Genomic DNA, 23,429 nt, shown 5'->3' with positions numbered 1-23,429 from the left:
TCTGCTGATGCGCATGTCGGGCCCGTGGCCGTACCGGCCGAGCGAGGAGTGTCCGAGCTGTTGTAGCCGCTGAGGCTCCAGCTCCGCTCCCTGCTGCCTGCCCCGCAGGCCACCCCTCGCCACTCTCCGCACTCCTCGCGCACCACACACGCCAAGGACTCCCGAGCCCCATGCTCAGTGACATCCAGATCGGCGGCGACCCGCTCGCCTTCCCCCACCTGCTCCCGCCCGCGCCCGCCCACCCCGTCACGGTCGCCGACTTCGCCGGCCTCGCCCGCGCGCTCGCCGCCGACCGGGACGCCTGGGCGCCACTCGTCGACTACGACCCCGTCACCCGCTGGTACCACCGGCTGCGTACCGGCCCCGGCTACGAGGTGTGGCTGCTGAGCTGGCTGCCCGGACAGCGCAGCGGGGCGCACGGCCACGGCCCGTCCTCCGGCGTACTCACCGTGCTGGAAGGGGAGTTGACGGAGCGTGCGAACCACACCCCGCGCACCCTCACGCCCGGCGCGCAGCGCGTCTTCGCGCCGGGTTACGTCCACGAAGTCGTCAACGACGCGCTGACGCCCGCCGTCAGCCTGCACGTCTACTTCCCCGCCCTCACCGAGATGCCGATGCACGAGGACCGTCCCCCCACAGAACAGCCGCGCGCTGCGCCGCCCGCCGCACGCACGAGGCCGCCCACCGCCGAGCCCGGCCTGCAAGACTGGGCGCCATGCGCATCGTTGTACTGGCCGGCGGGATCGGCGGCGCCCGGTTCCTCCGCGGCCTGAAGCAGGCAGAACCGGACGCGGACGTCACCGTCGTCGGCAACACCGGCGACGACATCCATCTGTTCGGCCTCAAGGTCTGTCCCGACCTCGACACCGTGATGTACACGCTGGGCGGCGGCATCCACGAGGAGCAGGGCTGGGGCCGCGCGGGTGAGACGTTCGCCGTCAAGGAGGAACTGGCCGCGTACGGCGTCGGGCCCGGCTGGTTCGGACTCGGTGACCGCGACTTCGCCACCCACATCGTGCGCACCCAGATGCTCTCCGCCGGCTTCCCGCTCAGCGCCGTCACCGAGGCGCTGTGCGACCGCTGGCGGCCGGGCGTGCGGCTGGTGCCGATGACCGACGACCGGGTCGAGACGCACGTCGCCGTCGAAGTGGACGGCGAGCGCAAGGCGATCCACTTCCAGGAGTACTGGGTGCGGCTGCGCGCCTCCGTGCCCGCGCTCGCCGTGGTGCCCGTCGGCGCCGAGCAGGCCAAGCCCGCACCCGGCGTGCTGGAGGCCATCGGCGAGGCGGACGTGGTGCTCTTCCCGCCGTCCAACCCCGTCGTCAGCATCGGCACGATCCTCGCCGTGCCGGGCATCCGCGAGGCCATCGCCGACGCGGACGTGCCCGTCGTGGGCCTCTCCCCCATCGTCGGCGGCGCCCCGGTGCGCGGCATGGCGGACAAGGTGCTGGCCGCGGTCGGCGTCGAGTCCACCGCCGAGGCGGTCGCGCTGCACTACGGCTCCGGGCTCATCGACGGCTGGCTGGTCGACGAGGTGGACGCGGCGGCGGTGCCGGCGGTGGAGACCGCCGGGATCCGCTGCCGGGCGGTGCCGCTGATGATGCGGGACACGGACGCGACCGCGCGGATGGCCGCGGCGGCGCTGGAGCTGGCTCAGGAGGTACGGGCATGACGGCGGACCCGGTGACGGGCACGGAGACCGGCACGGCGGTGGCCGCGGAGGAGGCCGCGGTCCCGGAGTTCCGGGTACGGGCCCTGCCCGGCATCCCCGAGGTCCGCCCCGGCGACGACCTCGCCGAACTCGTCGCCGCCGCGGCCCGCCTCGCCGGTCCCCCACTCGCCGACGGCGACATCCTGATCGTCACCTCCAAGGTCGTCAGCAAGGCGGAGGGCCGGGTCCGGCAGACCGCCGTGCCCGGCGACCGGGAGGCCGCGATCGACGAGGAGGCCGTACGCCTCGTCGCCCGCCGCGGCCCGCTGCGTATCGTCGAGACCCGGCACGGCCTGGTGATGGCCGCCGCCGGTGTGGACGCCTCCAACACTCCCGCCGGCACCGTCCTGTTGCTCCCCGAGGACTCCGACGCCTCCGCCCGCGCGCTGCGCGCCGGCCTACGCGCGGCACTCGGCGTCAACGTCGGCGTCCTGATCACCGACACCTTCGGCCGCCCCTGGCGCAACGGCGTCACGGACGTCGCCATCGGCGCCGCCGGCGTCCGGGTGCTGGACGACCTGCGCGGTGCCCCGGACACGTACGGCAACGCCCTGGAGGGCACGATCGTCGCCGCGGCCGACGAACTGGCCGCCGCCGGCGAGCTGGTCAAGGGCAAGGCCGACGGGCTGCCGGTGGCGGTGCTCAGCGGGCTGCCGCAGCTCGTCGCCCCGGCCGGCGAGGACGCCGGGCCGGGCGCGGGGGCGCTGGTGCGGAAGCCGGCCGAGGACATGTTCCGCCTCGGCACCTCGGAGGCGGTCCGCGAGGCGGTGACGCAGCGGCGTACGGTGCGCGAGTTCACCGCGGACCCGGTGGACCCGGCGGCGGTGCGGCGGGCCGTGGCCGCCGCGGTGACGGCGCCCGCGCCGCACCACACGACGCCCTGGCGGTTCGTGCTGCTGGAGTCGCAGGCGGCGCGCACGGAGCTGCTGGACGCGATGCGCGAGGCGTGGATCCGGGACCTGCGGGAGCTGAGCGACTTCACGGAGGCGTCCATCGCCAAGCGGATCCGCCGCGGGGACGTCCTGCGCAACGCCCCGTATCTGGTGGTGCCCTGCCTGGTGATGGACGGCTCGCACACCTACCCCGACGACCGGCGCAACGCCGCCGAGCGGGAGATGTTCGTCGTCGCCACCGGGGCCGGGGTGCAGAACTTCCTCGTCGCGCTGGCGGGCGAGGGGCTGGGCTCGGCGTGGGTGTCGTCCACGATGTTCTGCCGGTCCGTGGTGCGCGAGGTGCTGGACCTGCCGGCGGACTGGGACCCGATGGGCGCGGTGGCCGTGGGCCACGCGGCGGCCCCGCCGCGGCAGCGCCCGCCGCGGGAGGCGGACACGTTCACGGTGGTGCGCTGAGCGCGGCGCGGCCCCGCGGGCGTACGACGACGGGACCCCGGCCCACCGCGGGCCGGGGTCCCGTCCGACTGATCATTGTGCTCGGTTGGCCAACGCTCAGTCTGCCGACACGGTGACCTTGTCGTCGTTCTTGAGCTGCTCGAAGAGCTGCTTGGCCTTCGGCTCGTCCCACTTCTGCACGGAGCCGAGCCGCGGGTCGGTGCCGCCGGAGACGACCGGCAGGTTCATCGACTTGCCGTCGCCGCCCGAGACGCCCTTCATGGCCCAGAACATCTGGAGCACGTTGAACAGGCTCATGTCCTTGTCGACGATCAGCGAGTCCAGGCCCGCGCCCATCGTCGGGTAGAGCTTGAACGGGTTGAGGATCGTCGTGATCTTCGCCGACTCGCTGGCCAGCTTCGACAGCAGCTTCTGCTGGTTCTTGGTCCGGTCCAGGTCGCCGCCCGGCAGCGCGTAGCGGTTGCGGACGAAGGCCAGCGCCTCGGCGCCGTCGAGGTCCTGGCAGCCCTTCTCGAAGTCGGCGCCGGAGTTCTTGTCCTTGACCGCCTCGTCGAAGCACATCTCGACGCCGCCCAGCTCGTCGACGATGTTGGCGAAGCCGCCGAAGCCGATCTCGGCGTAGTGGTCGATCTTCAGGCCGGTGTTGTACTCGACCGTGCGGACCAGCAGTTCCGGACCCTCGATGGAGTACGCGGCGTTGATCTTCTGCGTCTGCTCCGGGATGCGGTTGCCGGTCTCCGAGCCGGTGAAGGACGGGATGGTGACCATCCAGTCGCGCGGGAGGCTGACCATCGTGTTCCCGTTGTCACCGGTGTGCAGGATCATCATCGAGTCGGTGCGCTTGCCGTCGACGGAGCCGGTGTGCAGCTCGTCCTGCCGCTCCTTGGACAGGCCCTCGCGGCTGTCGGAGCCGACGATGAGGTAGTTCGTGCCCGCCGTGTCGCCGGGGCGGTCCTCGACCTTGCTGAGGTCCACCTCGCGGCGGAGCTTGGAGTCCGCCCAGAAGTACGTGGCGACGGGCACGACGATGAGGATGACGAGCGCGACGATGGCGCCGATCTTGATCCGCTTGCGCCAGTCCGGCGGCGGCTTGCCGGAGCCGCCGGACTGGCGGCCGCCGTCGTCGCCGTACGGGCCGGAGGGGTCGCCGCCGCCGCTGCGGTAGACCTGCCCCTGGTTGTAACCGTCGTCGTACGGGCCGTGGTCGTCGTCGTAGCCCCGGGAGCGCTGCGGCGGCACCCCGCCGCCGCCCACGACGGGCATGACGCGGTGGGGCTCCGGGTCGGACGCGCGGCTGCCGCGTCCGTACCGGTCCCGACTGTCTGCAGTCCATCCCTCGGGCCAGTCACTCATGCGGGAAGTGTGCCCTGCCCGCACGGCCGACCTGAAGGGGGGTTCCGAATCGGGCCGGGCTTGTAGCGGTTCTGATGCAAAGCGGCGCGCCGCATACAGTGGCACACATGAACGACCAGTCACGTCCGGCGGCGGGTCAGGCCAAGCCCACCTCGGCCTCCCGCACCACGCTGTCGTCCATCATGACGGCGAACGACGCGAACCTCCTGGGCACCGTGCACGGCGGCGTGATCATGAAGCTGGTCGACGACGTGGCGGGTGCGGTGGCGGGGCGGCACTCCGGGGGGCCCGCGGTGACGGCGTCGATGGACGAGATGGTCTTCCTGGAGCCGGTGCGGATCGGGGACCTGGTGCACGTCCTGGCGCAGGTCAACTGGACGGGGCGGACCTCGATGGAGGTCGGGGTGCGGGTGATGGCGGAGCGCTGGAACGAGTCGACGCCGGCGAAGCAGGTCGCGAGCGCCTATCTGGTCTTCGCCGCAGTCGACGACCGGGGCCGCCCGCGACCGGTGCCGCCGGTCGCCCCGGAGACGGAGCGCGACGAGCGGCGCTGCCAGGAGGCCCAGATCCGGCGTACCCACCGGCTGGCCCGCCGGCGCGCGATCAAGGAGCTGCGCGCCCGCAGCGAACCCGCCTGACGGCGGGCGGGACCGCCCGCCGTCACCGCCCCCCGCGGGAGGCGTCACGTACAGAGGACTTCGTCGCCCGTGACCGCCGACCAGACGTCCGCGCCGTCCAGGATCGGGTCTGCGGGCCGTACCCGGTGCACCTTCTCGTGGTCGTCGCCCAGCGTGACCGTCATGAGCGCACCGTGGCCGCGGTCCGGGATCAGCTTCGCGTGCGGGAGGGCCTCGGCCAGGGAGCGGGCGGAACGGTCCCACTCCGGGTCGTACGTGATGACCGTACGGTCCGTCCGCGCCGCCGTCGTGGGCGCTCCGGTGGTGGCGAAGCCGGTGCGGGCCAGCGACCGGTCCACCCGGGCGCCGAGACCGTCCTTCGCGGTGCCGTTCGCCACCTGCACCCGGACCCGCTCCGGCGGCACCTCCACCGGCGTCGCCCTGCCCTGCCCCTTCCCCGGCCCCTTCCCCTTCCGGCCGTCCGGGCCCCCGCTCCGGGCCTTGAGCGGCCTGTCCTCGCGGAGCCTGTCGAACAGCCGCCGGGCCCGCTCCTCGTCCCACCGGACCGTCGCGCCGAGCCCCGGCACCTCGTAGTCCAGGTCCGCGACCGGCACCGTCGCGAACTCCGACGACCCCGGCGAGAACCCGTGCAGCGCCTTGCCCAGCGAGAACACCGCGCCGGTGTCCAGCGCCGCGTCCGTACGCACCGAGCCCAGGAGCGTCGAGCCGACCTCGCGGAAGCGCAGCGGGTTCATCAGGCCGCTGGTGCCGGTGAGCTTGTCGATCACGGCGGCCAGGAAGCGCTGCTGGCGCTTCATCCGGCCCATGTCGGACGCGCCGTCCAGATGCCGGGCGCGTACGTACGCCAGCGCCTCGCCGCCGTCGAGGCTGCTGGTGCCGGCGGGCAGGTCGAGACCGGAGTACTTGTCGCGCAGGGGGCGCTGCGTGCACACCTGCACGCCCCCGACCACGTCCACCGTCTTCATGAACGCCGCGAAGTCGATCTCCACGTAGTGGTCGATGTGCACCCCGGACAGCCTCTCCACGGCCCGTACGGTCAGCGGCGGACCGCCGTGCGTATACGCCGCGTTGACCTTCGCCGCGTGCGCGGTGCGCCGCTCGCCGAGAGCGCGGTTGGTGTGCGGCGGCAGTTCGACGTAGCTGTCGCGCGGGATGCTGACCACGCTCGCGCGCTCGCGGTCCTCCGACAGGTGGACGAGCATCAGCGCGTCCGTACAGTTGCACGGCTCCCCGCCGAGGCGGTACTTGCGCCGTTCCTCCTCGCTCACGCTGTCGCGCCGGTCGACGCCGACGACGAGGAAGTTGAGCCCGTGGCCTTCCTGAGGGCGGTCGGAGATGCCGCGGAAGGCGTCGACCCGCTGGACGCCGGAGCCGATGGAGCTCAGCAGGAAGTACCCGGCCCCGCCGGTGGCCAGCAACAGGAGGGACAGTGCGGTGGCGATCCGCAGACCCCAGCGCGGCCGCTTCACGGACGGGGCTGGCACGGTGAGGGGACCTCCGCGGGGCTCGGGGACGGGCGTCGGCGGCTGCGTACACCTGCGTGCACGGGCGCGTCTGTGCCTGCGCGGCAAGGCGGTGGCACGGACACGGACCCGACCACGGTAGGGGCGCAGGCGCCGTCCTTCCCCCCACACGCCGTCCGTACGCTTGACGCCACCCTGCGGGCACGCCCCGATCCCCCGTTCGCGGTAACCTGAGCGGCGCCATGAACGACTTTGCGACGCCCCCCGCGGTCTCCGTGATCATGCCGGTGCTCAACGAGGAACGGCACCTCCGTGAGGCGGTGCGGCACATCCTGGAGCAGGACTACGCAGGCGACCTGGAGGTCGTCATCGCCCTCGGCCCGTCCACGGACGGCACCGACGCCATCGCGGCCGAGCTGGTCCGCGAGACCGCCGACAGCGCGCGCTGCCGGGTGCAGACGGTGCCGAACCCCACGGGACGTACGCCCGCCGGGCTCAACGCCGCCATCGCGGCCTCCTCGCATCCGGTCGTCGTCCGCGTCGACGGCCACGGCATGCTCTCCCCCGGCTACATCTCCACCGCCGTCCGGCTGCTGTCCGAGACCGGCGCGCAGAACGTCGGCGGCATCATGCACGCCGAGGGCGAGACGAGCTGGGAGCAGGCCGTCGCCGCGGCGATGACCGCGCGCATCGGGGTGGGCAACGCCGCGTTCCACACCGGCGGCGAGGCGGGGCCCGCGGACACCGTGTACCTCGGCGTCTTCCGCCGCGAGGCGCTGGAGCAGCAGGGCGGGTACAACGAGGAGTTCATCCGCGCGCAGGACTGGGAGCTGAACTTCCGGATCCGCTCGGCCGGCGGGGCGGTCTGGTTCTCGCCGGAGCTGAAGGTCTCGTACCGGCCGCGGCCGAACCTCAGGGAGCTGGCCAAGCAGTACAAGAACTACGGCCGCTGGCGCCGCGTCGTCGCCCGCTACCACAAGGGCTCGATCAACCCGCGCTATCTCGCGCCGCCCGCCGCCCTCGCCGGGATCGTCGCGGGCGTGCTGGTGACCCCGCTGACGCCGCTGGGGCTGGGGATCCCGCTCGCGTACGCCATGGGGATCGCGGCCGGCTCGGTGCCCGCGGGGCGCGGTCTGCCGGCACGCGCGCGACTGCAGATCCCGGTGGCGCTGGCCACGATGCACATGTCGTGGGGCTGGGGGTTCCTCACCAGCCCGCGGTCGCTGGCGCGGAAGGTGATCGCCAGCCGCCGCCCCGCCGTCACGGCGGGCTGACGTCCGGCCGCCTGACCGGCTGATTGCCCGGGCTGGTTCCGGGCGACTTCCCGGCTGACTTCCCTACGGCCCCGCCCGCCCTCGCGAGCGGGGCCGAAGCGTCACCAGGTGTAGGACGGATTGACGTCCATGCACGCCTTCTTGTCGCTGCCCGCCAGCGGGTTGGCGCTCTCCGGGGCCTTCTCCGGCTCCGCCTCCTCGCCGTCGTCGGCGTCGCCGCCCGCGCTCGGGGGATAGGCGTCGCCCTCCCGCCAGTCGGCGCCGACCACCAGCGTCACCCCGTCGACGCCGCTGGACTCCTTCACCGCCCGGTCGGGCAGCCCGATCGCCTTGGCCACCGCCAGGGCGTTCGCGTGCTGCTCCTCGGTCGCGTACGAGACGGTGGTGTCCGCCTGCGACTTGGGCGTGGCATCGGTGGCGGCCTGGGTGAAGCCGTCGTCGACGAGCACCTCGGCGATGTCGCCGGCCCGGCCGGTGACCGGGGCGTACATGGTGGTGCCCGTGCCGTTCTGCACCAGGACGGGGATGTCCGCCTTCGGCTCGGCCTGGGCGACGAGGTCGTCCGGCTTCTCCTCCTTGGGCTTGTCCTTGCCGTCGAAGGCGATGTCGTTGCGGATCATGGACCAGATCTGCGGCGCGTCCTCCTCGTTGGGCACGACGTGCGCGTTGTTCTGCGGGTCCGGCACCCACGGCATCGTGGTCATGGTGATGCGCTCGGGCGGCACCCGCTTGATGTCGTTCCCGAGGTCGTAGAGCTTCTTCAGGTCCCCCAGGCCGTCGTCGACGGTGAGCGCGTTGGTCGCCGCCTCGGCGAGGCGGCGCAGCTTGCCGGGGTCGGAGAGCTTGGCGCCCTCCTTGAGCTGGCGGGCCATCGAGTTCATGTACTGGTGCTGCGCGTGCGTACGCCCGATGTCGCTGCCGTCCTCGAAGCCGTGCCGGGTACGCAGCCACTGCAGCGCCTGCTCGCCCTTGATCGTCGTCTCGCCCTCTTCGAGGCGCAGCCCGGAGTCGTCGTCGTAGACGTTGTCCCGTACGCAGACGGGGACGCCGCCGACCGCGTCGGCCATGCTCACCACCCCGGCGAAGTCGATCATCATGAAGTGGTCGATGGAGACGCCGGTCATGGCCTCCCAGGCGGCGACGGTGCAGCCGGGACCGCCGTGCTGGAGGCTGGTGTTGATGGTCTCGGTGGTGGTCTCCGGGTAGACCGTGCCGTCGTCGGGGTCGGTGCACTCGGGGATCGTCACCCTGGTGTCGCGCGGGACGCTGACGACGGACATGTTGCTGCGGTCCGCGGAGACGTGGAGCAGCATCTGCACGTCGGCGAGCGGCTTGCGGCCGCGGTCGGCGTGGGAGCCCCCGAGGCGGACGTTCTCGTCGGAGTTCCGGCTGTCGGACCCCAGGAGCAGAATGTCCAGCGGGGTCTGGCCCTCCGCGTTGGGCTGCTTCTCGTCGAGCTTGTTCTTGCCGAGGTTGAGGCGGTCCTTCTCCAGGTTGTTGTTCAGGTCGCGGTAGTAGAGATAGCCCGCGGCCGCGGTGCCGAGTATGAGGAAGGCGACGATGCCGAAGAACCAGCGGGCGATACGCGCCCCGCGGCGGCGCCGCGGCGTCGGTCCGCCGTCACCGGGGCCTTCAGCGTGGCTCTCGGAGCGGGCGTCGGCGCCCGGTCCCTCGTGGCCGTCGTCGTCGTGCTCCGGGTCGTGGTCGCCGGTGTGACGCGCGTAGCCGCGCTGCCGCGGCATGCCGGGCCCGCCCGCGTCTTCGTACAGAGTGTCGTCCCAGCCGAGCTCGCGGGCTCTGTCGGGGCGACCGTTCGCTCCGCTACCGCGGACATTGCTGCGGCGCATGGGGCCTCCTGGTCGATCGCGGACGTGCGGTGTCCAGTCCGCACGTACGCCTCACTTCGCACAGACGTTCTTGTCGCCGGCCTTGACGTTCTGCACTCCGTCGGGCGCCTTGTCCGGCGCTTCGACCGGGGTGCCCGGCGCGGCGAAGTCCTCGCCGAGCGTGAGCGTCATGGCCCCTTCGGCCCCTGCGTTCTCCCCCGTCTTCTTCAGGGCCGACTTCGGCAGCCCCATCATGTCGGCGAGCCGCGCGGCCTGTTCGGCCTGGTCAGGACCGTACTCAAGCCTGGTCTCCGGCTGGAGATCCGGCGTGTTGCCCGCTTCGGCGGCGTAGCCCGCGCCCTCGTCGAGAAGCCACCCGGCGGTGGCCGACGCCATGCCGGACTCCCCACCGCCGTTGACGACCTCGACCCTCACCTCCTCGGGCGCCGACTTCTTCACCGACTTGTCCTTCTTGCCCTTCTTCGCCCCGTCGAACGGCTTGTCCGCGTTCAGCAGCTTGAAGAGCGGCTTGGCCTTGGCCTCGTCCATTACGACGGTTGCGTCGTCCTCAGGGTTGTCCAGGACCGGCAAAGTCGCGAAAGTTATCTCGTCCTGGGGGACCTTCTTGAGGTCGTTGGCCAGGTCCATGAGCTTCTTCGCACTGCCGATGCCGGAGTCGACCGTGAGCGCCTTGGTGGCGGCGTCGGCCAGGTCGTACATCTTCTTCGGATTGCTCAGCGAGCCGCCGGACTTCATCTTCCGGATGAGCGAGCTGAGGAACTGCTGCTGCAGCTCGATCCGGCTCAGGTCGCTGCCGAAGCCGACCGAGTAGCGGGTACGGACGAAGGCGAGGGCCTCCTCGCCCTCGATCGTGTGCCGGCCGGCGGGAAGGTCGAGCTTCGACTTGGGGTCGTCGATGTCCTCGGCGAGGCACACCTCGACGCCGCCGACCGCGCTCGACAGGTCCTTGACCGCGTTGAAGTCCGCGAGGATGAAGTGGTTGACGTCGAGCCCGGTCAGCTGCTCGACGGTCTTCCAGGTGCAGCCGGGGTCGCGGCCGAACTGGCCGAGGCTTTCGTTGAACTTGGTCCCGTACGTGCCCGGGATGGTCTTCCAGCTCCCGTCTTCCTGCTTGGTCTTGCAGTCCGGGATGTCGGTGATCATGTCGCGCGGGATGCTCAGCGCGGTGGCGTTGGTGCGGTCCTCGGAGACGTGGAACAGCAGGGTGGTGTCGGCGTGGCCGGGGCTGTTCATGTCGCCGTAGCCGTCGTTGCCCTTGCCCGTGCGCTTGTCCGTGCCCATCACGAGGATGTTGACGGGGCCGTCGATGACCGCCGCGTGATCTTCGCCGGCGACCTCGACCTTGTCTATGTTGCCGTTGAGCTTGCGGTAGATGAGGAACGCGGCGGTGCCCACGGCGAAGAGCACGAGCGCGAGGCCGCCGGCGACCCAGATCAGGGCCTTCTTCTTACGGCTCTTGCGGGGCTTGGGACGGCGGCGACTGCGCGGCCCGTCGGGACCCGGCCCCGACCCCGATCCCGTACCGGAGCCGCCTGCGCCGCCCGCCGCGCCGCGGCGGCGCTGGGACGGCAGGCGGGGTTCCTGGAGGCTGTCGGGGGCTTCCGCGGGCGAGGCCTGGGACTGGTGCCGGCCCCCGGGCTGGGGCGCTGCCTGGCCCGGGTGCCGGACGCCGGGCGGAGGTGGGCCGCCGGGCTGGGGTGGGCCCGGGTGCGGTTGCGCGTGTTGCGGCGGCGCGTGCTGCGGGCCCGGTACCTGGCCGGGCGGAGGCTGCCCGTTCTGCTGCGGAATGTACTGCTGCGACTGCTGGGGCCCCCCGCCGTGCCCTTGCGGGGCGTGACCGTGCGGACCCGGTGCGTGGTGGCCGTGCGGCTGGGGGCCCTGTCTGCCCGGGATCTGCGGGTCGAGACGCAGCTCGTAGCTGCCCGTCTCGGGATTGAACACCCACTGATCGGCGGGGTCGACCTCGCCGGCGTGTCCACGGCCTCGCCCATCCACGGTCGCTTGGGTTCCTCACATCGCTCGGTCAGCGCCTCCCCCTGCCGGCGCCGGTCTTCCTGCCATACGCTCGACGACCGCCTGTCAGGCGGCCGGTCGGCTCACACTAGCCGCCTCTTTCGGCGACTGGCGACGCCCGTGACAAATTCCACGCACTCGTAACAGGACATCCCGCGCATCCCCTCCATACACCGTGCCCCCCTTGTGCGCGTTGATCCGCTCTATCGGCAGATGTCATCCACAGGGGTTGTTCCTTTGAAGACCGACGGCGCGCCGGAGTCCCGTTTCTGCTCGGCTTTCCGGCCCTCCGAGACGAAGCGCACGACGCTGTCGGCGCGCAGCGCTTCGAACAATTCGCCCGCCGCCGGCTGCGCCAGTTCGTCGCGGTTGGAGTCCAGGCGGTACGGGCGGCGCGGCACGGTCAGGAAGTGCACGCGCTCTTTCGGCACGTCACGGATGGCGCGTACGAGGTCGTACAGCTCGGTGAGCGACGACAACTCCTCGTTGGCGGTGAGCGCGGAGGTCACGCCGTCCAGCAGCGGGGCGAGGCGCAGCGGGTTGAACAGCACGCCGTTGCTCTGGACCTTGTTGACGAGCGAGGCCATGAACTCCTGCTGGCGCGTCATGCGTTGGGTGTCGCTGCCGCCGTCGAGGGACTTGCGTGCCCGTACGTAGCCGAGCGCCTGCTCTCCGTCGAGCACCTGGCGGCCGGCCGGCAGCCGAAGCTTGGCCGATTTGTCGTGCACCGGCGCCGGCAGGCACACCTCGACGCCGTCCACGGCGTCCACGACTTCCTTGAAGCCCTGGAAGTCGGCGATGACGTGGTGGTCGACGCGCACGCCGACGAGTTTCTCCACCACGCGGATCGTGCACGCGGCGCCGCCGTAGGCGAAGGCGAAGTTGAACTGGTTGACCTGCTTGCCGCTCGTCCCGCCGCCGGGGCGGCGGCAGTCGGGGATCTTCACCATGAGGTCGCGCGGGATGCTCACGGCGGTGACGCTGTCGCGGTCGCCGGCGAGGTGCAGGAGCACGGCGGTGTCGGAGCGTTCGACGCCGGTGTCGTGGCCGTAGCGCTCGCTGCCCTCGCGGGAGTCGGAGCCGATGACGAGGATGTTGGTGGCCCCGCCGGCGGCGGGTGCGGGGCGGTCCTTCTCGTAGCGCTGGAGCTCGCGGGCGGTGGCGGAGTCGACGGTGATGTTGCTGTCCCAGCGCTGGTAGAAGTACCAGCCGACGCCCGAGAGGGCGAGGATGACGAGGGCCAGGCCGACGCCGATACGGCGGGCGAGGATGCGGCGGCGGCTGCGGCGGCGGGGCTGCCGGGGGTCCGGCGGGTCCGGGGAGGCACCCTCCCGCGGGCCGGTCTCGTCTGCGCCCATCCCTCACACTCACTCGGCCGTCGTCCACGTGTGCAGACGGCCGAGCACCCCCCGGGGTCGTACGGCCCGCCGCATGCGGTACATCGCATCACGAATGAGGCGCTACGCCCGATAACTTCGCCCGCGCGCGTCGCTCAGGAGGCGTGCGCGCCCGCGTTACGAGACGCGCTCGTCGGCCCTGCGCTTCTCCTGCTGCTCGGGGGTGAGCCGGTCCAGGTACGGACAGAGCACGACAGCGGCGCCGGCGGCCAGGGGGGCGTAGAGCCCCGCGGAGAGCCCTTCCCACGTGTCGTAGCCGAGTGTCGAGAGGGTGCGGGAGCCCGGCGCCAGGGCCCGCGAGTCCGCGTCCGCGCGGGCGCGGGCGACCAGCTCGGCGGCGGTGAAGCGGGCGCCGGGCGCTTCGAGCGCCGGCGCGTCCGGGTCGGCGGGAGCGTACGGCTGGAAGCGGTCGCCCTGGCCGGGCACCTCCACGGCGTAGTCGAGGAAGCCGTCCGGCGGCTGCGGGAAGCGGGCCCCGAGCGGGCGCAGGCTGAGCGCGACCCGCTCGCCCGTGCAGGCGCGGGCCTGCTCCAGCGCGTCCGGGCCGCTGACGACGAGGTCGGCGGCGGCCGGGTCGGGGTCGGCGGGCACCGCGGTGACGCCGGTCGCGGCACAGGCCAGCAGCCAGACGGCGGTCTGCCAGTGGGCGGGCAGGAGCAGCGCGAGCCGGTCGCCGGGCTCGGCGGCGAGGTCGCCCTGGAGGAGGTTCGCGGTCTTGGCCACCCAGTTGGCGAAGGTGGCGACGGACAGTTCGACGCGCTCGCCGGTGGTGTCGTCGTAGTACGTGACCAGGGGGCGGGCCGGGTCGGCGGCGAGGGCGGCGTCGAGCAGGGCGGCGGGGGTGGCGGCGGTGGGGTTCATCGCCGTCAGGTTACGCCGTCGCGTTACTCCGTACGGCAGAGGTAAATGGACAGCGGTGGGGGGTCTGGAAAGTATGCGTCATATGTATGTATTTTCTTCCTCTGGCATCGTCATAGCAGCCGCCGCGCTCCTCGCTCCGCTGACGCCGCTCGCGGCGGCGCCTGCTCCGGCGGACGCCGCTCCCCGGGCCGAGCGGGCCGAGGGCCGTACGCAGTCCTTGCCGCTCGCGCCGCTCGGCTCCTCATCGCGCGGATCCAGGGCGGGCGCGGTGGGCCTGTCGAAGCCGGACGTCGAGCCGTTCACGATGGTCGGCGTCGTCTGGAAGGACCCGGCGGCCGAGCTGCACGCGCGCGTGCAGGTACGGGCCAGGTCCGCGGAGACGGGCAAGTGGTCCGGCTGGCAGCACCTCCACGCCCATACCGCGGACGCACCCGACCCGGGCGCCGCGTCCGGTGGCGGCCGAACGGCCCGGCACGGGGGCACGGCGCCGCTGTGGGTCGGCGACTCGACAGGGGTCGAAGTCCGCGTCGTGCCCGCGCGGTCGCGGTCGGCCGACCCGGCGGCACTGCCGCGCGGGCTGAGCGCGGAGCTGGTCGACCCGGGTGGGCAGGGGGCGGGAACGGGCAAGGCGAGAGCGGCCGGCACCGCCGCGGGCGGCCGGCTCGACGCGCAGACCAAGGCCGCGTCCGAAGCGGACGCCGCCCGGCTCAACCCCGCCCTGCCCGCCGCCGCCCGGCCGTTCGTCGGCCCGCGGCCGAAGATCGTCACCCGCGAGGGGTGGGGTGCTGATGAGAGTCAGCGGGAGTCGGCGTACAGGTACACGAGGACCGTGAACATCGCCTTCGTCCATCACACCGCCTCGGGCAACGACTACCGCTGCACCGAGGCGCCCGGCCTGGTCCGCGGCATCTACCGCTACCACACCCAGAGCCTGGGCTGGGCCGACCTCGGCTACAACTTCCTGATCGACAGGTGCGGCCGCATCTATGAAGGCCGCGCGGGCGGCGTCACGCGCGCGGTGCTGGGGGCGCACACGTACGGCTTCAACCACAACAGCACGGGCATCGCCGTCCTGGGCACCTACGACTCGGCGGCGCCGTCGCGGTCCGCGGTCAACGCGGTGTCGCGGCTGACGGCGTGGAAGCTCGGCCTGTTCGGAAAGAACCCGGCCAGCAAGCAGACGAAGGTGTCGAGCGGCGGCAAGTACACCAGTGGGACGCGGGTCAGGCTGAACGTCATCTCGGGGCACCGGGACGGCTTCGCGACGGCCTGCCCGGGGATGCGGCTGTACGACAGGCTGGGCGCGGCGAGGGCGAGTTCGGCGACGTACCAGGGCCGCCGCTGAGAACGGGCGGGAGCCGGCCGGGCAGGCGCGGCCGCGGTCCGCGCGGGCGACCGCCGTAGCCGGCACCGGCCCGGTGGACAACTCCGGGCCCCGGCCGCCGCCGTGGCTGTCGGCGACGGAGGCTAGAGTCGTGCGACGTGCCTGCCGCCCCCGACGACCGCGTCCGTAGCCGGACCTGGGCACCCCCTGTCCCGTACGACCTGAGGCGCACCCTGGGCGTGCTGCGGCGGGGCCCGCGAGACCCGGCGTTCTGCGTCGCGGACGGCGCGATCTGGCGGGCGAGCCGCACCCCCGCGGGCCCCGGCACGCTGCGCGTCGCCCCGGCGGGCGGCGCGGTCGCCGCCGAGGCGTGGGGGCCGGGCGCGGAGTGGCTGCTGGACGGACTCCCGGCGCTGCTGGGCGCGCAGGACGACCCGGAGCCGTTCACACCGCGCCACCGGATCGTCCACGAAGCCCGCCGCCGCCACCCGGGCCTGCGCCTGATCCGCACCGGTCTGGTGCTGGAGTCGCTGATCCCGTCGGTGCTGGAACAGAAGGTCACCACGGACGAGGCGTACCACTCCTGGCGCCTGCTGCTGTACCGCTACGGCACACCGGCCCCCGGCCCGGCAGGGACCGAGCTGCGGATGCGGGTGATGCCCGACGCGCACGGCTGGGCGATGATCCCGTCCTGGGAGTGGCACCGCGCGGGCGTCGACGGCAAGCGCGCGGCGACGATCGTACGAGCCGTGCGCCGCGCCCGCGCCCTGCAGGCGGCAGCGGACATGGACCTCGAAGCGGCCACCCGCCGCCTCACCGCCATCTCCGGCATCGGCCCCTGGACGGCGGCCGAAACCCTCCAGCGCGTCATCGGCGCGGCCGACGCGGTCACGATCGGCGACCTGCACCTTCCCCGCATCGTGGGCTACACGCTGGTGCGCGAACGCAACGCGGACGACGCCCGCATGCTGGAGTTGCTCGCCCCCTACGAGCCGCAGTCCCAACGCCACCGCGCCACGCGCTACATCTGCCTCCTGGGCGGGATGCCCCCGCGCCGCAAACCCAAGGCCGCCATCCCGGACATAGCCCGCCTCTGACCGGCGCGGGGCCGTGCCGTCCCACCCGCCCCGCTCCGGGGCGGGTCCGGACGTCAGGGCAGGTTGCGGGCCATGACGATGCGCTGGACCTGGTTGGTGCCCTCGTAGATCTGGGTGATCTTGGCATCGCGCATCATGCGCTCGACCGGGTAGTCGCGTGTGTAGCCGTAGCCGCCGAGGAGCTGGACCGCGTCCGTGGTCGCCTCCATCGCCGTGTCGGAGGCGAAGCACTTGGCGGCGGCGCCCTGGAAGGTGAGGTCCGCGCCGCCGCGTTCGGACGTGGCGGCCGCGGCGTAGGTGAGCTGGCGGGCGGCCTCGATCTTCATCGCCATGTCGGCGAGCATGAACTGGACGCCCTGGAAGTCCGCCACCGGCTTGCCGAACTGTTTGCGTTCGCGGACGTAGCCCTTGGCGTAGTCGAGGGCGCCCTGGGCGATGCCGAGGGCCTGGGCGGCGATGGTGATGCGGGTGTGGTCGAGGGTCTTCATCGCGGTGGCGAAGCCCGTGCCCTCGGCGCCGATCATGCGGTCCGCGGGGATGCGGACGTTGTCGAGGTAGACCTCGCGGGTGGGCGAGCCCTTGATGCCGAGCTTCTTCTCCGGGGCGCCGAAGGAGACGCCCTCGTCGGACTTCTCGACGACGAAGGCGGAGATGCCCTTGGAGCGCTTCTCCGGGTCGGTGACGGCCATCACCGTGTAGTACTCGGAGACGCCCGCGTTGGTGATCCAGCGCTTGACGCCGTTGAGGACGTAGGAGTCGCCGTCCCGTACGGCGCGGGTCTTCATGCCGGCCGCGTCGGAGCCGGCCTCGGGCTCGGAGAGGCAGTACGAGAACATCGCCTCGCCGCTCGCCAGCGGCGTCAGGTACTTCGCCTTCAGCTCCTCCGAGGCGGAGAGCATCAGGGGCAGCGAGCCGAGCTTGTTGACGGCCGGGATGAGGGAGGACGAGGCGCAGACGCGGGCGATCTCCTCGATGACGATGACGGTCGCCAGGGCGTCCGCGCCCGCGCCGCCGTAGGCCTCGGGGACGTGGACGGCGTGCAGGTCGTTGCTGACGAGCGCGTCCAGGGCCTCCTGCGGGAAGCGCGCCTCCTCGTCCACCTCGGCCGCGAAGGGCTCGATCTTCGCCTCGGCGAGCGAGCGCACGGCGTCGCGGAGCATGTCGTGCTCCTCGGCCGGGCGGTACAGGTCGAATTCGGGCGCTCCTGCCAAGGCTCTCTCCCATTCCCGCGCATGCTCATTACCGTCAAGTAGTTCCGATGGTATGCCGTGCGCGGCGGGCGGACCTACGTGACGTTGGCGACAGGAGCCGGGGCGCGGGCTCAGGGTGCCGTGCCGCCCAGGCGGTCGGTCGGGTACTTCTCGACGTACTGCGCCATGGTGTCGTTCCGCATGGCCTCCCACAGGGGGGCGCCCGCCTTGTCGTCCAGCAGCACCACCGACTGGCCGTCGATCATGTCGAGACCCGCGACCGGCGCGTTCATGAACACCAGGTCGCTGGAGCGCACGCCCTTCATGTCCCACATCAGGTCGCGCATCGCGCCGTCCGAGAACCGGTCGTCGACGCTGACGGTGGCGGTCACCGCGTCCAGCAGGCGCTTGACCTTGAGCGGGTTGGAGAAGTTGTCCGACGACATCGTCTCGGTGATGACGGCGCGCAGGAAGTTCTGCTGCCGCTGGGTGCGGTCGAGGTCGCCGCGGGGCAGGCCGTGGCGTTCGCGTACGTAGTCGAGGGCGGTCCGGCCGTCCATGTGGTGCGTGCCGGCCGTCCACTCGCCGCCGCCGTTGCGGCGCGGGGTGGTCTCGTCGATGGTGATGTCCACGCCGCCCACGGCGTCGGTGAGCCGCTTGAAGCCGCTCCAGTCGATCACCGCGAGGTGGTCGATCTTGACCTCCGTCATGCGCTGCACGGTGTCGATGAGCAGCGGAGGGCCGCCGTAGGAGAAGGCCGCGTTGAGCTTGGCGTCGCCCCGGCCGGGGATGTTCACCCAGGAGTCGCGGGGCAGGGAGACGACGTAGCCGCCGTCGCGGCCCTCGGGGAGGTGGACGAGCATCATCGTGTCGCTGCGCTGCGCACCCGGCTGCCAGCTGTGCTCACCGGCGCCGTCGCCGGTGAGCGGGAGGTCGGAGCGGGCGTCGACGCCGATGAGAAGGTACGTTTCGCCGCCCTTGGACGGCGCCGGCTGGTGCTTGTCGGGGACGTTCGTCGGGAAGGCGTTCGGGATGCGGTCGACGCGCCCGGTGTAGTGCTCGTACGCCCACCAGAGGCCGCCGGCGGCCATGAGCACGCCGGCGACCAGCATGATCACGGCGCCGAGGAGCACCTTGCGGCCGCGGCCCATGCGGCGGCGGGGCGCGGCGTGCGAGGGGGCGTCGGCGGGGTCGTCGGGGGGCGGGCCGGCCGGGTCGGCGGCCGGGCCCCGGCCGTCGGTTCCCTTGGGCACGTCCGGGTCCGTTCCCGGTGCGCCCGGCGTCCCCTGCGCGCCCGGCGCGAACGCCGCGTCCACGTACGCCGCGTGCGCCGCCGTCGACATGTCCCCGGCGTACGGCGCCTCCGGTTCGCGGGCGCGCGGCGTGCCGGGCTCGTCGGTTCCGCTGCCCGCTCCGTCCAGATGCTGCCTCGCCACGATCCCCACTCCTTATTCGTGCACGTTCATGAGTCAGACTCCGCACCCGGGCCCATGGTTGCCCAGGTGGGTGTGTCGGAGCCCGCCGTTATGCTCGGGACCATGACCTTGAAGATCACCGTCATCGGCACCGGCTACCTCGGGGCCACGCACGCCGCCGCGATGGCGGAGCTGGGCTTCGACGTGCTCGGCCTGGACGTGATCGAGGAGAAGGTCAAGCTGCTGTCCACGGGCAGAGTGCCGATCTACGAGCCGGGCCTGGAAGACCTGCTGCGCCGGCACGTCCCCGGCGTCGAGGGCTCGTCCGGCCGGCTGCGTTTCACCACGTCGTACGCGGAGGCCGCGGCCTTCGGCGACGTGCACTTCGTCTGTGTCAACACGCCGCAGAAGCAGGGTGAGTACGGCTGCGACATGAGCTACGTCGACGCCGCGATCGACACCCTGGCGCCCCGGCTCGACCGCCCGTGCCTGGTCGTCGGCAAGTCCACGGTGCCGGTGGGCTCCGCGGCCCGGCTGGCGCGCCGGCTGGCCGAACTGGCGCCGGCGGGCGAGCAGGCCGAGCTGGCGTGGAACCCGGAGTTCCTGCGCGAGGGCTTCGCCGTCGAGGACACCCTGCGCCCGGACCGTATCGTCGTCGGCGTGGCGGGCGAGCGCGCCGAGAAGGTGCTGCGCGAGGTGTACGCCACGCCGCTGGACTCCGGTACGCCGTTCGTGGTCGCCGACTACCCGACCGCCGAACTGGTGAAGACGGCCGCCAACGCCTTCCTCGCCACCAAGATCTCGTTCATCAACGCCATGGCCGAAATCTGCGAGGCCGCGGGCGGTGACGTCGTCAAGCTGGCCGAGGCCATCGGCTACGACGACCGGATCGGCAAGAAGTTCCTGCGCGCCGGGATCGGCTTCGGCGGCGGCTGCCTGCCCAAGGACATCCGCGCCTTCATGGCCCGCGCCGGCGAACTCGGCGCGGACCAGGCGCTGACGTTCCTCCGCGAGGTCGACTCGATCAACATGCGCCGCCGCGCCCACATGGTCGAACTCGCCCGCGAAGCCTGCGACGGCTCCTTCCTCGGGCAGCGGATCGCCGTGCTGGGCGCGACGTTCAAGCCCGACTCCGACGACGTACGCGACTCGCCCGCGCTCAACGTCGCCGGCCAGATCCACCTCCAGGGCGGCCAGGTCACCGTCTACGACCCGAAGGGCATGGACAACGCCCGGCGCCTCTTCCCCACCCTGCGCTACGCCGGGTCGGCGGAGGACGCGCTGCGCGGCGCCGACCTCGTGCTGCACGTCACCGAGTGGCCGGAGTTCCGCGCCCTCGACGCCGGGCATCTGGCGACGGTCGTCTCCCGGCCGCATCTGATCGACGGCCGGAACACGCTCGACCCGGTGCCGTGGCGCGCCGCGGGCTGGACGTTCCGCGCGATGGGCCGCCCGACGGCGTAGCGCGCACCCGGGCGGTGCCGGCGCGGCGGGCCGTCCCGTACGCCGTGGCCCCGACGCCGGGCACGCAGAGCCCCCCGTTCCGCCGGAAACGGGGGGCTGCGCCGTGCGGGGGACCCTCAGAGGGAGACGCCGTTGTCGCGCAGGTACGCGACCGGGTCGACGTCCGAACCGTAGTCCGGGCTGGTGCGCACCTCGAAGTGCAGGTGCGGCCCGGTGGAGTTGCCGGTGGAACCGACCAGACCGATCTGGTCGCCGGCGCCCACGCTCTGGCCCACGCTCACCGAGGTGGACGACAGGTGGGCGTACTGGCTGTAGCGGCCGTCGTCGTGCTTGATCACGACGGCGATGCCGTACGCGCCGCCGTCGGCGCCGTTGCCGGCCTTGACGACGGTGCCGGAGGTGACGGCCTTGACCGGGGTGCCGGTGCCGGCGGAGAAGTCGACACCGGTGTGGTAACCGCTGGACCACGAGCCGCCCGCGGCCCGGTACGCCGTGGAGAGACCGGCGTCGATCGGGGCGGAGAACCCGCCCGCGGGAGCGGCCTCGGCGGACTGCTCCTCCTGCTGCGGCTCCTCGGCCGCCGGCTCCTCCTGCTGCGCGGCGGACGGCTGGGCCGACGTGGTCTCCGGCTCCTCCAGGGTGACCTCGTCGCCGCCGTCGAACTCGTACTTCTGACCGGGGAAGATCAGGTCCGGGTCGTCGCCGATGACGTCCTTGTTGCCCTCGTAGATCGACTGCCAACCGCCCGCGATGCCGTGCTTGCGAGCAATGTCCCACAGGGTGTCGCCGGAGACGACGGTGTAGTCGCCGGCCTTCTCGTACTTCTTCTCCGGCGCCTTGTCCTGCTTCGGGGCCTCCTCCTTCGCGGCCTGCTCCTGCCGGGCGGGCTGCTCGGACCCGGTCTGCGCCGCGGGCTCGCTGTTCTCGCCACCACCGGTGGAGAGGTCCGGGGCGGGGCCGCCCTGGGTGAGTCCGGCCTGGACCGAGCAGACCGGCCAGGCGCCGGGGCCCTGCGAGGCGAGGACCTTCTCGGCGATCTCGATCTGCTGCTCCTTGGTGGCCTGGTCGGCGCGCGGCGCGTACTGCGTGCCACCGAAGCCCTCCCAGGTGCTCTGCACGAACTGCAGCCCGCCGTAGAAGCCGTTACCCGTGCTGATGCTCCAGTCGCCGCCGCTCTCGCACTGGGCCACGCGGTCCCAGGTGTCGACGGAGGCGGCCTGGGCGTGGCCGCCGGCGATGAGGGGGATGGCGACGCCGGCGCTGCCGGCGGTGATGATGAGGGCCCTGCTGCCCCGGGCTATCCGGCCCAGGCGACGGTGACGTCCGCGTGCGGACATGGACATGCTCCTCTCCGACGCCTGCGAGGTGAGCTGTCGGGTTCGAGCTGGAGATGCCCGGCCATGCGGAGCATGGCTTCACCCCAAGCCGTCCCGCGCTTGCGCGCAGGCCGGCACTTACCTGGGTCCCCCGCTCCTGCCGTGAAAGCTGAAGTGCCTGCCCGTCGCCGCCGACAGGATTCGGCGTTACGGCGACGAGGTACCCGCATCGGTGGCGCGAGCACGGCGAGCACCGTAATCACACAGCCGAAAACAGAACAAGCTGTGAACCGTCATCAAGGCCGTTCCCCACATCACATCGGAATCAGCCCGACAATCGCCACATCCCGCGCCGGTCCTCAAACCCCTCTCCCCGGTGGAGACTTGTCGACATCAGAGGAGTCGGACACATTGCCCCAGGGCGTGAAAATTCTGTGAGTGACTTATGTCACTCTGCTCACTTCTGGACCTCCGCGGGGCCGTCGAGCTGTTCGATGGTGGCGATCGACGGGCCGCGCCGCGCGGCCACTTCGCGCGCCGCCGCCTCGGCGTCGCGCAACACCCGTAGCGCGTTGGCCCACAGCAGCCTGGCCAGGTCTTCTTCCGACCAACGGCGGTGCAGGAGCTCGGCGACGAGGTGCGGATAACCGGCCACGTCGGCGAGGTCTTCCGGCGTGAACGGCGTGCCGTCGAAGTCGCCCCCGATACCGATATGGTCGATTCCCGCCACTTCGCGCATATGATCCAGATGATCCGCCACGGTCGCGGCCGTCGCCTGCGGCCGCGGGTTCGCCTCCTCGAACGCACGCCGCACACGGACCGCTTCGCCGTCCGCACCGAAGGGGTCCAGGCCCCGGGCGCTCATGTGCGCGTCCACCTCCGCGGTCCACGCCACGGCGGCGGGCAGGACGAACTTCGGCACGAACGTGGCCATCGCCACACCGCCGTTGGCGGGGAGCATTTCCAGCACGTCGTCCGGAATGTTGCGTGGGTGGTCACACATGGCGCGAGCGGACGAATGGGAGAAAACGACCGGCGCTTCGGTGACGCGCAGCGCGTGGCGCATGGTCGCGGGAGCCACGTGGGAGAGGTCGACGAGCATGCCGACCCGGTTCATCTCGCGCACCACCTCCTCGCCGAAGGCGGTGAGCCCGCCGTGCCGCGGCTCGTCGGTGGCGGAGTCGGCCCAGTCGGTGTTGTCGTTGTGCGTGAGCGTCATGTAGCGCACGCCGAGCCGGTGGAAGGCGCGGAGGGTGGCGAGCGAGTTGGCGATGGAGTGCCCGCCCTCGGCCCCCATCAGCGAGGCGATCCGCCCGTCGGCCCGCGCCGCCTCCACCTCGTCGGCGGTCACGGCGAGTCGCAGCTCCCCCGGATAGCGGTCGACGAGCTGCCGCACCACGTCGATCTGCTCCAGACACGCACTCACGGCGGCGTCCCCGGCCAGCTCGGTGCTCACGTACACGGACCAGAACTGCGCCCCCACCCCGCCGGCCCGCAGCCGCGGGATGTCGGTGTGCAGCCGCGCACTCTGGTCGACGGCGATGTCGCGCCGGTCGATGTCGTACGTCACCTGCTCGCGCAGGGCCCAGGGAAGGTCGTTGTGCCCGTCGACGACGGGGTGCGCCCGCAGCACCTCGCGCGCACGCGCGATGAGTTCGCTGGTCATGGGGTCGTCCTCCCTGCGCGGATAGCGTGAGGTACACGCTATCCGCGCAGG

The 23,429-nt window shown here is 72.3% G+C and carries 18 protein-coding genes and 1 riboswitch; of the genes, 8 read left to right on the top strand and 10 right to left on the bottom strand.

Annotation, left to right across the window (positions count from 1 at the left end; all coding sequences use genetic code 11):
* Positions 1-170 precede the first annotated feature (170 nt).
* The 3 genes from ABGA99_RS29560 to ABGA99_RS29550 are packed head-to-tail and all read left to right on the top strand — an operon-like array spanning position 171 to position 3,060.
* A complete protein-coding gene (locus tag ABGA99_RS29560) occupies positions 171-773 on the top strand; it encodes a cysteine dioxygenase family protein (RefSeq protein WP_347583808.1) in 603 nt (200 codons plus the stop codon).
* Complete coding sequence (gene cofD, locus ABGA99_RS29555) at positions 716-1,672, top strand: 2-phospho-L-lactate transferase (RefSeq protein ID WP_347580507.1); 957 nt, start codon at positions 716-718, stop codon at positions 1,670-1,672. The genes ABGA99_RS29560 and cofD overlap by 58 nt, the downstream gene beginning before the upstream one ends.
* Complete coding sequence (locus ABGA99_RS29550) at positions 1,669-3,060, top strand: coenzyme F420-0:L-glutamate ligase (protein ID WP_347583807.1); 1,392 nt, start codon at positions 1,669-1,671, stop codon at positions 3,058-3,060. The genes cofD and ABGA99_RS29550 overlap by 4 nt, the downstream gene beginning before the upstream one ends.
* A gap of 96 nt (positions 3,061-3,156) precedes the next feature.
* On the opposite strand, the gene ABGA99_RS29545 is transcribed toward ABGA99_RS29550, so the two are convergent.
* Positions 3,157-4,323, bottom strand: coding sequence for an LCP family protein (locus tag ABGA99_RS29545; RefSeq protein WP_347580579.1), 1,167 nt, complete (start codon positions 4,321-4,323; stop codon positions 3,157-3,159).
* 197 nt (positions 4,324-4,520) lie between these two features.
* Here ABGA99_RS29545 and ABGA99_RS29540 point away from each other — a divergent pair, with 197 nt between their 5' ends.
* Complete coding sequence (locus tag ABGA99_RS29540) at positions 4,521-5,051, top strand: acyl-CoA thioesterase (RefSeq protein WP_347580509.1); 531 nt, start codon at positions 4,521-4,523, stop codon at positions 5,049-5,051.
* A 44-nt stretch (positions 5,052-5,095) separates the two neighbouring features.
* Here the strand turns inward: ABGA99_RS29540 and ABGA99_RS29535 are convergent, their stop codons facing one another.
* A complete protein-coding gene (locus ABGA99_RS29535) occupies positions 5,096-6,535 on the bottom strand; it encodes an LCP family protein (protein WP_347583806.1) in 1,440 nt (479 codons plus the stop codon).
* 221 nt (positions 6,536-6,756) lie between these two features.
* Between ABGA99_RS29535 and ABGA99_RS29530 the strand changes: the two genes are divergently transcribed.
* Positions 6,757-7,788 carry a glycosyltransferase family 2 protein gene (locus ABGA99_RS29530; RefSeq protein WP_347580511.1) on the top strand — a complete coding sequence of 344 codons (1,032 nt, stop codon included), beginning with the start codon at positions 6,757-6,759 and terminating at the stop codon, positions 7,786-7,788.
* Positions 7,789-7,889: 101 nt separating this feature from the next.
* Here ABGA99_RS29530 and ABGA99_RS29525 read toward each other — a convergent pair whose 3' ends face one another.
* From ABGA99_RS29525 to ABGA99_RS29510, 4 genes are all read right to left on the bottom strand, one after another.
* Positions 7,890-9,635: an LCP family protein gene (locus tag ABGA99_RS29525; RefSeq protein ID WP_347583805.1), complete on the bottom strand. Its 1,746-nt coding sequence runs from the start codon at positions 9,633-9,635 to the stop codon at positions 7,890-7,892.
* 51 nt (positions 9,636-9,686) lie between these two features.
* Entirely contained in the window at positions 9,687-11,630 is a 1,944-nt protein-coding gene (locus tag ABGA99_RS29520; RefSeq protein WP_347583804.1) for an LCP family protein, read from the bottom strand.
* Positions 11,631-11,851: 221 nt separating this feature from the next.
* The gene (locus ABGA99_RS29515) at positions 11,852-13,006 is read right to left on the bottom strand and encodes an LCP family protein (protein ID WP_347580514.1); all 1,155 of its coding nucleotides are present in this window, start codon (positions 13,004-13,006) and stop codon (positions 11,852-11,854) included.
* A 156-nt stretch (positions 13,007-13,162) separates the two neighbouring features.
* Positions 13,163-13,906 carry a TIGR03089 family protein gene (locus ABGA99_RS29510; protein WP_347580515.1) on the bottom strand — a complete coding sequence of 248 codons (744 nt, stop codon included), beginning with the start codon at positions 13,904-13,906 and terminating at the stop codon, positions 13,163-13,165.
* An 82-nt stretch (positions 13,907-13,988) separates the two neighbouring features.
* Between ABGA99_RS29510 and ABGA99_RS29505 the strand changes: the two genes are divergently transcribed.
* Both ABGA99_RS29505 and ABGA99_RS29500 read left to right on the top strand, forming a co-directional pair.
* Positions 13,989-15,251: a peptidoglycan recognition protein gene (locus ABGA99_RS29505; RefSeq protein ID WP_347580516.1), complete on the top strand. Its 1,263-nt coding sequence runs from the start codon at positions 13,989-13,991 to the stop codon at positions 15,249-15,251.
* A 137-nt stretch (positions 15,252-15,388) separates the two neighbouring features.
* Positions 15,389-16,327: a DNA-3-methyladenine glycosylase 2 family protein gene (locus ABGA99_RS29500; RefSeq protein WP_347580517.1), complete on the top strand. Its 939-nt coding sequence runs from the start codon at positions 15,389-15,391 to the stop codon at positions 16,325-16,327.
* Positions 16,328-16,380: 53 nt separating this feature from the next.
* On the opposite strand, the gene ABGA99_RS29495 is transcribed toward ABGA99_RS29500, so the two are convergent.
* Entirely contained in the window at positions 16,381-17,538 is a 1,158-nt protein-coding gene (locus ABGA99_RS29495; protein ID WP_347580518.1) for an acyl-CoA dehydrogenase family protein, read from the bottom strand.
* A 110-nt stretch (positions 17,539-17,648) separates the two neighbouring features.
* Complete coding sequence (locus tag ABGA99_RS29490) at positions 17,649-18,953, bottom strand: LCP family protein (RefSeq protein ID WP_347580519.1); 1,305 nt, start codon at positions 18,951-18,953, stop codon at positions 17,649-17,651.
* 102 nt (positions 18,954-19,055) lie between these two features.
* On the opposite strand from ABGA99_RS29490, the gene ABGA99_RS29485 reads away from it, so the two are divergent.
* A complete protein-coding gene (locus tag ABGA99_RS29485; RefSeq protein ID WP_347580520.1) occupies positions 19,056-20,396 on the top strand; it encodes a UDP-glucose/GDP-mannose dehydrogenase family protein in 1,341 nt (446 codons plus the stop codon).
* Positions 20,397-20,512: 116 nt separating this feature from the next.
* On the opposite strand, the gene ABGA99_RS29480 is transcribed toward ABGA99_RS29485, so the two are convergent.
* Together ABGA99_RS29480 and ABGA99_RS29475 are read right to left on the bottom strand one after the other, a co-directional pair.
* A complete protein-coding gene (locus ABGA99_RS29480) occupies positions 20,513-21,733 on the bottom strand; it encodes a transglycosylase family protein (protein ID WP_347580521.1) in 1,221 nt (406 codons plus the stop codon).
* Between the two features lie 3 nt (positions 21,734-21,736).
* Positions 21,737-21,929, bottom strand: a riboswitch (cyclic di-AMP (ydaO/yuaA leader).
* A 240-nt stretch (positions 21,930-22,169) separates the two neighbouring features.
* On the bottom strand, positions 22,170-23,378 hold the full coding sequence (locus ABGA99_RS29475) for a dipeptidase (RefSeq protein ID WP_347580522.1): 1,209 nt from the start codon (positions 23,376-23,378) through the stop codon (positions 22,170-22,172).
* Between the last annotated feature and the right edge of the window lie 51 nt (positions 23,379-23,429).

The organism is Streptomyces sp. B5E4 (assembly GCF_039871555.1).
GTDB lineage: Bacteria > Actinomycetota > Actinomycetes > Streptomycetales > Streptomycetaceae > Streptomyces.
Note: the sequence above shows the minus strand (reverse complement) of the source record. Positions and strands in the feature narration are given on the sequence as shown.

Bases quoted from the DNA above. Each gene is read 5' to 3' on its own strand.
- ABGA99_RS29560 (WP_347583808.1), top strand. From the start codon at position 171: ATGCTCAGTGACATCCAGATCGGCGGCGACCCGCTCGCCTTCCCCCAC.
- cofD (WP_347580507.1), top strand. From the start codon at position 716: ATGCGCATCGTTGTACTGGCCGGCGGGATCGGCGGCGCCCGGTTCCTC.
- ABGA99_RS29550 (WP_347583807.1), top strand. From the start codon at position 1,669: ATGACGGCGGACCCGGTGACGGGCACGGAGACCGGCACGGCGGTGGCC.
- ABGA99_RS29545 (WP_347580579.1), bottom strand. From the start codon at position 4,323: ATGCCCGTCGTGGGCGGCGGCGGGGTGCCGCCGCAGCGCTCCCGGGGC.
- ABGA99_RS29540 (WP_347580509.1), top strand. From the start codon at position 4,521: ATGAACGACCAGTCACGTCCGGCGGCGGGTCAGGCCAAGCCCACCTCG.
- ABGA99_RS29530 (WP_347580511.1), top strand. From the start codon at position 6,757: ATGAACGACTTTGCGACGCCCCCCGCGGTCTCCGTGATCATGCCGGTG.
- ABGA99_RS29525 (WP_347583805.1), bottom strand. From the start codon at position 9,635: ATGCGCCGCAGCAATGTCCGCGGTAGCGGAGCGAACGGTCGCCCCGAC.
- ABGA99_RS29515 (WP_347580514.1), bottom strand. From the start codon at position 13,006: ATGGGCGCAGACGAGACCGGCCCGCGGGAGGGTGCCTCCCCGGACCCG.
- ABGA99_RS29510 (WP_347580515.1), bottom strand. From the start codon at position 13,906: ATGAACCCCACCGCCGCCACCCCCGCCGCCCTGCTCGACGCCGCCCTC.
- ABGA99_RS29505 (WP_347580516.1), top strand. From the start codon at position 13,989: ATGTATGTATTTTCTTCCTCTGGCATCGTCATAGCAGCCGCCGCGCTC.
- ABGA99_RS29485 (WP_347580520.1), top strand. From the start codon at position 19,056: ATGACCTTGAAGATCACCGTCATCGGCACCGGCTACCTCGGGGCCACG.
- ABGA99_RS29480 (WP_347580521.1), bottom strand. From the start codon at position 21,733: ATGTCCGCACGCGGACGTCACCGTCGCCTGGGCCGGATAGCCCGGGGC.
- ABGA99_RS29475 (WP_347580522.1), bottom strand. From the start codon at position 23,378: ATGACCAGCGAACTCATCGCGCGTGCGCGCGAGGTGCTGCGGGCGCAC.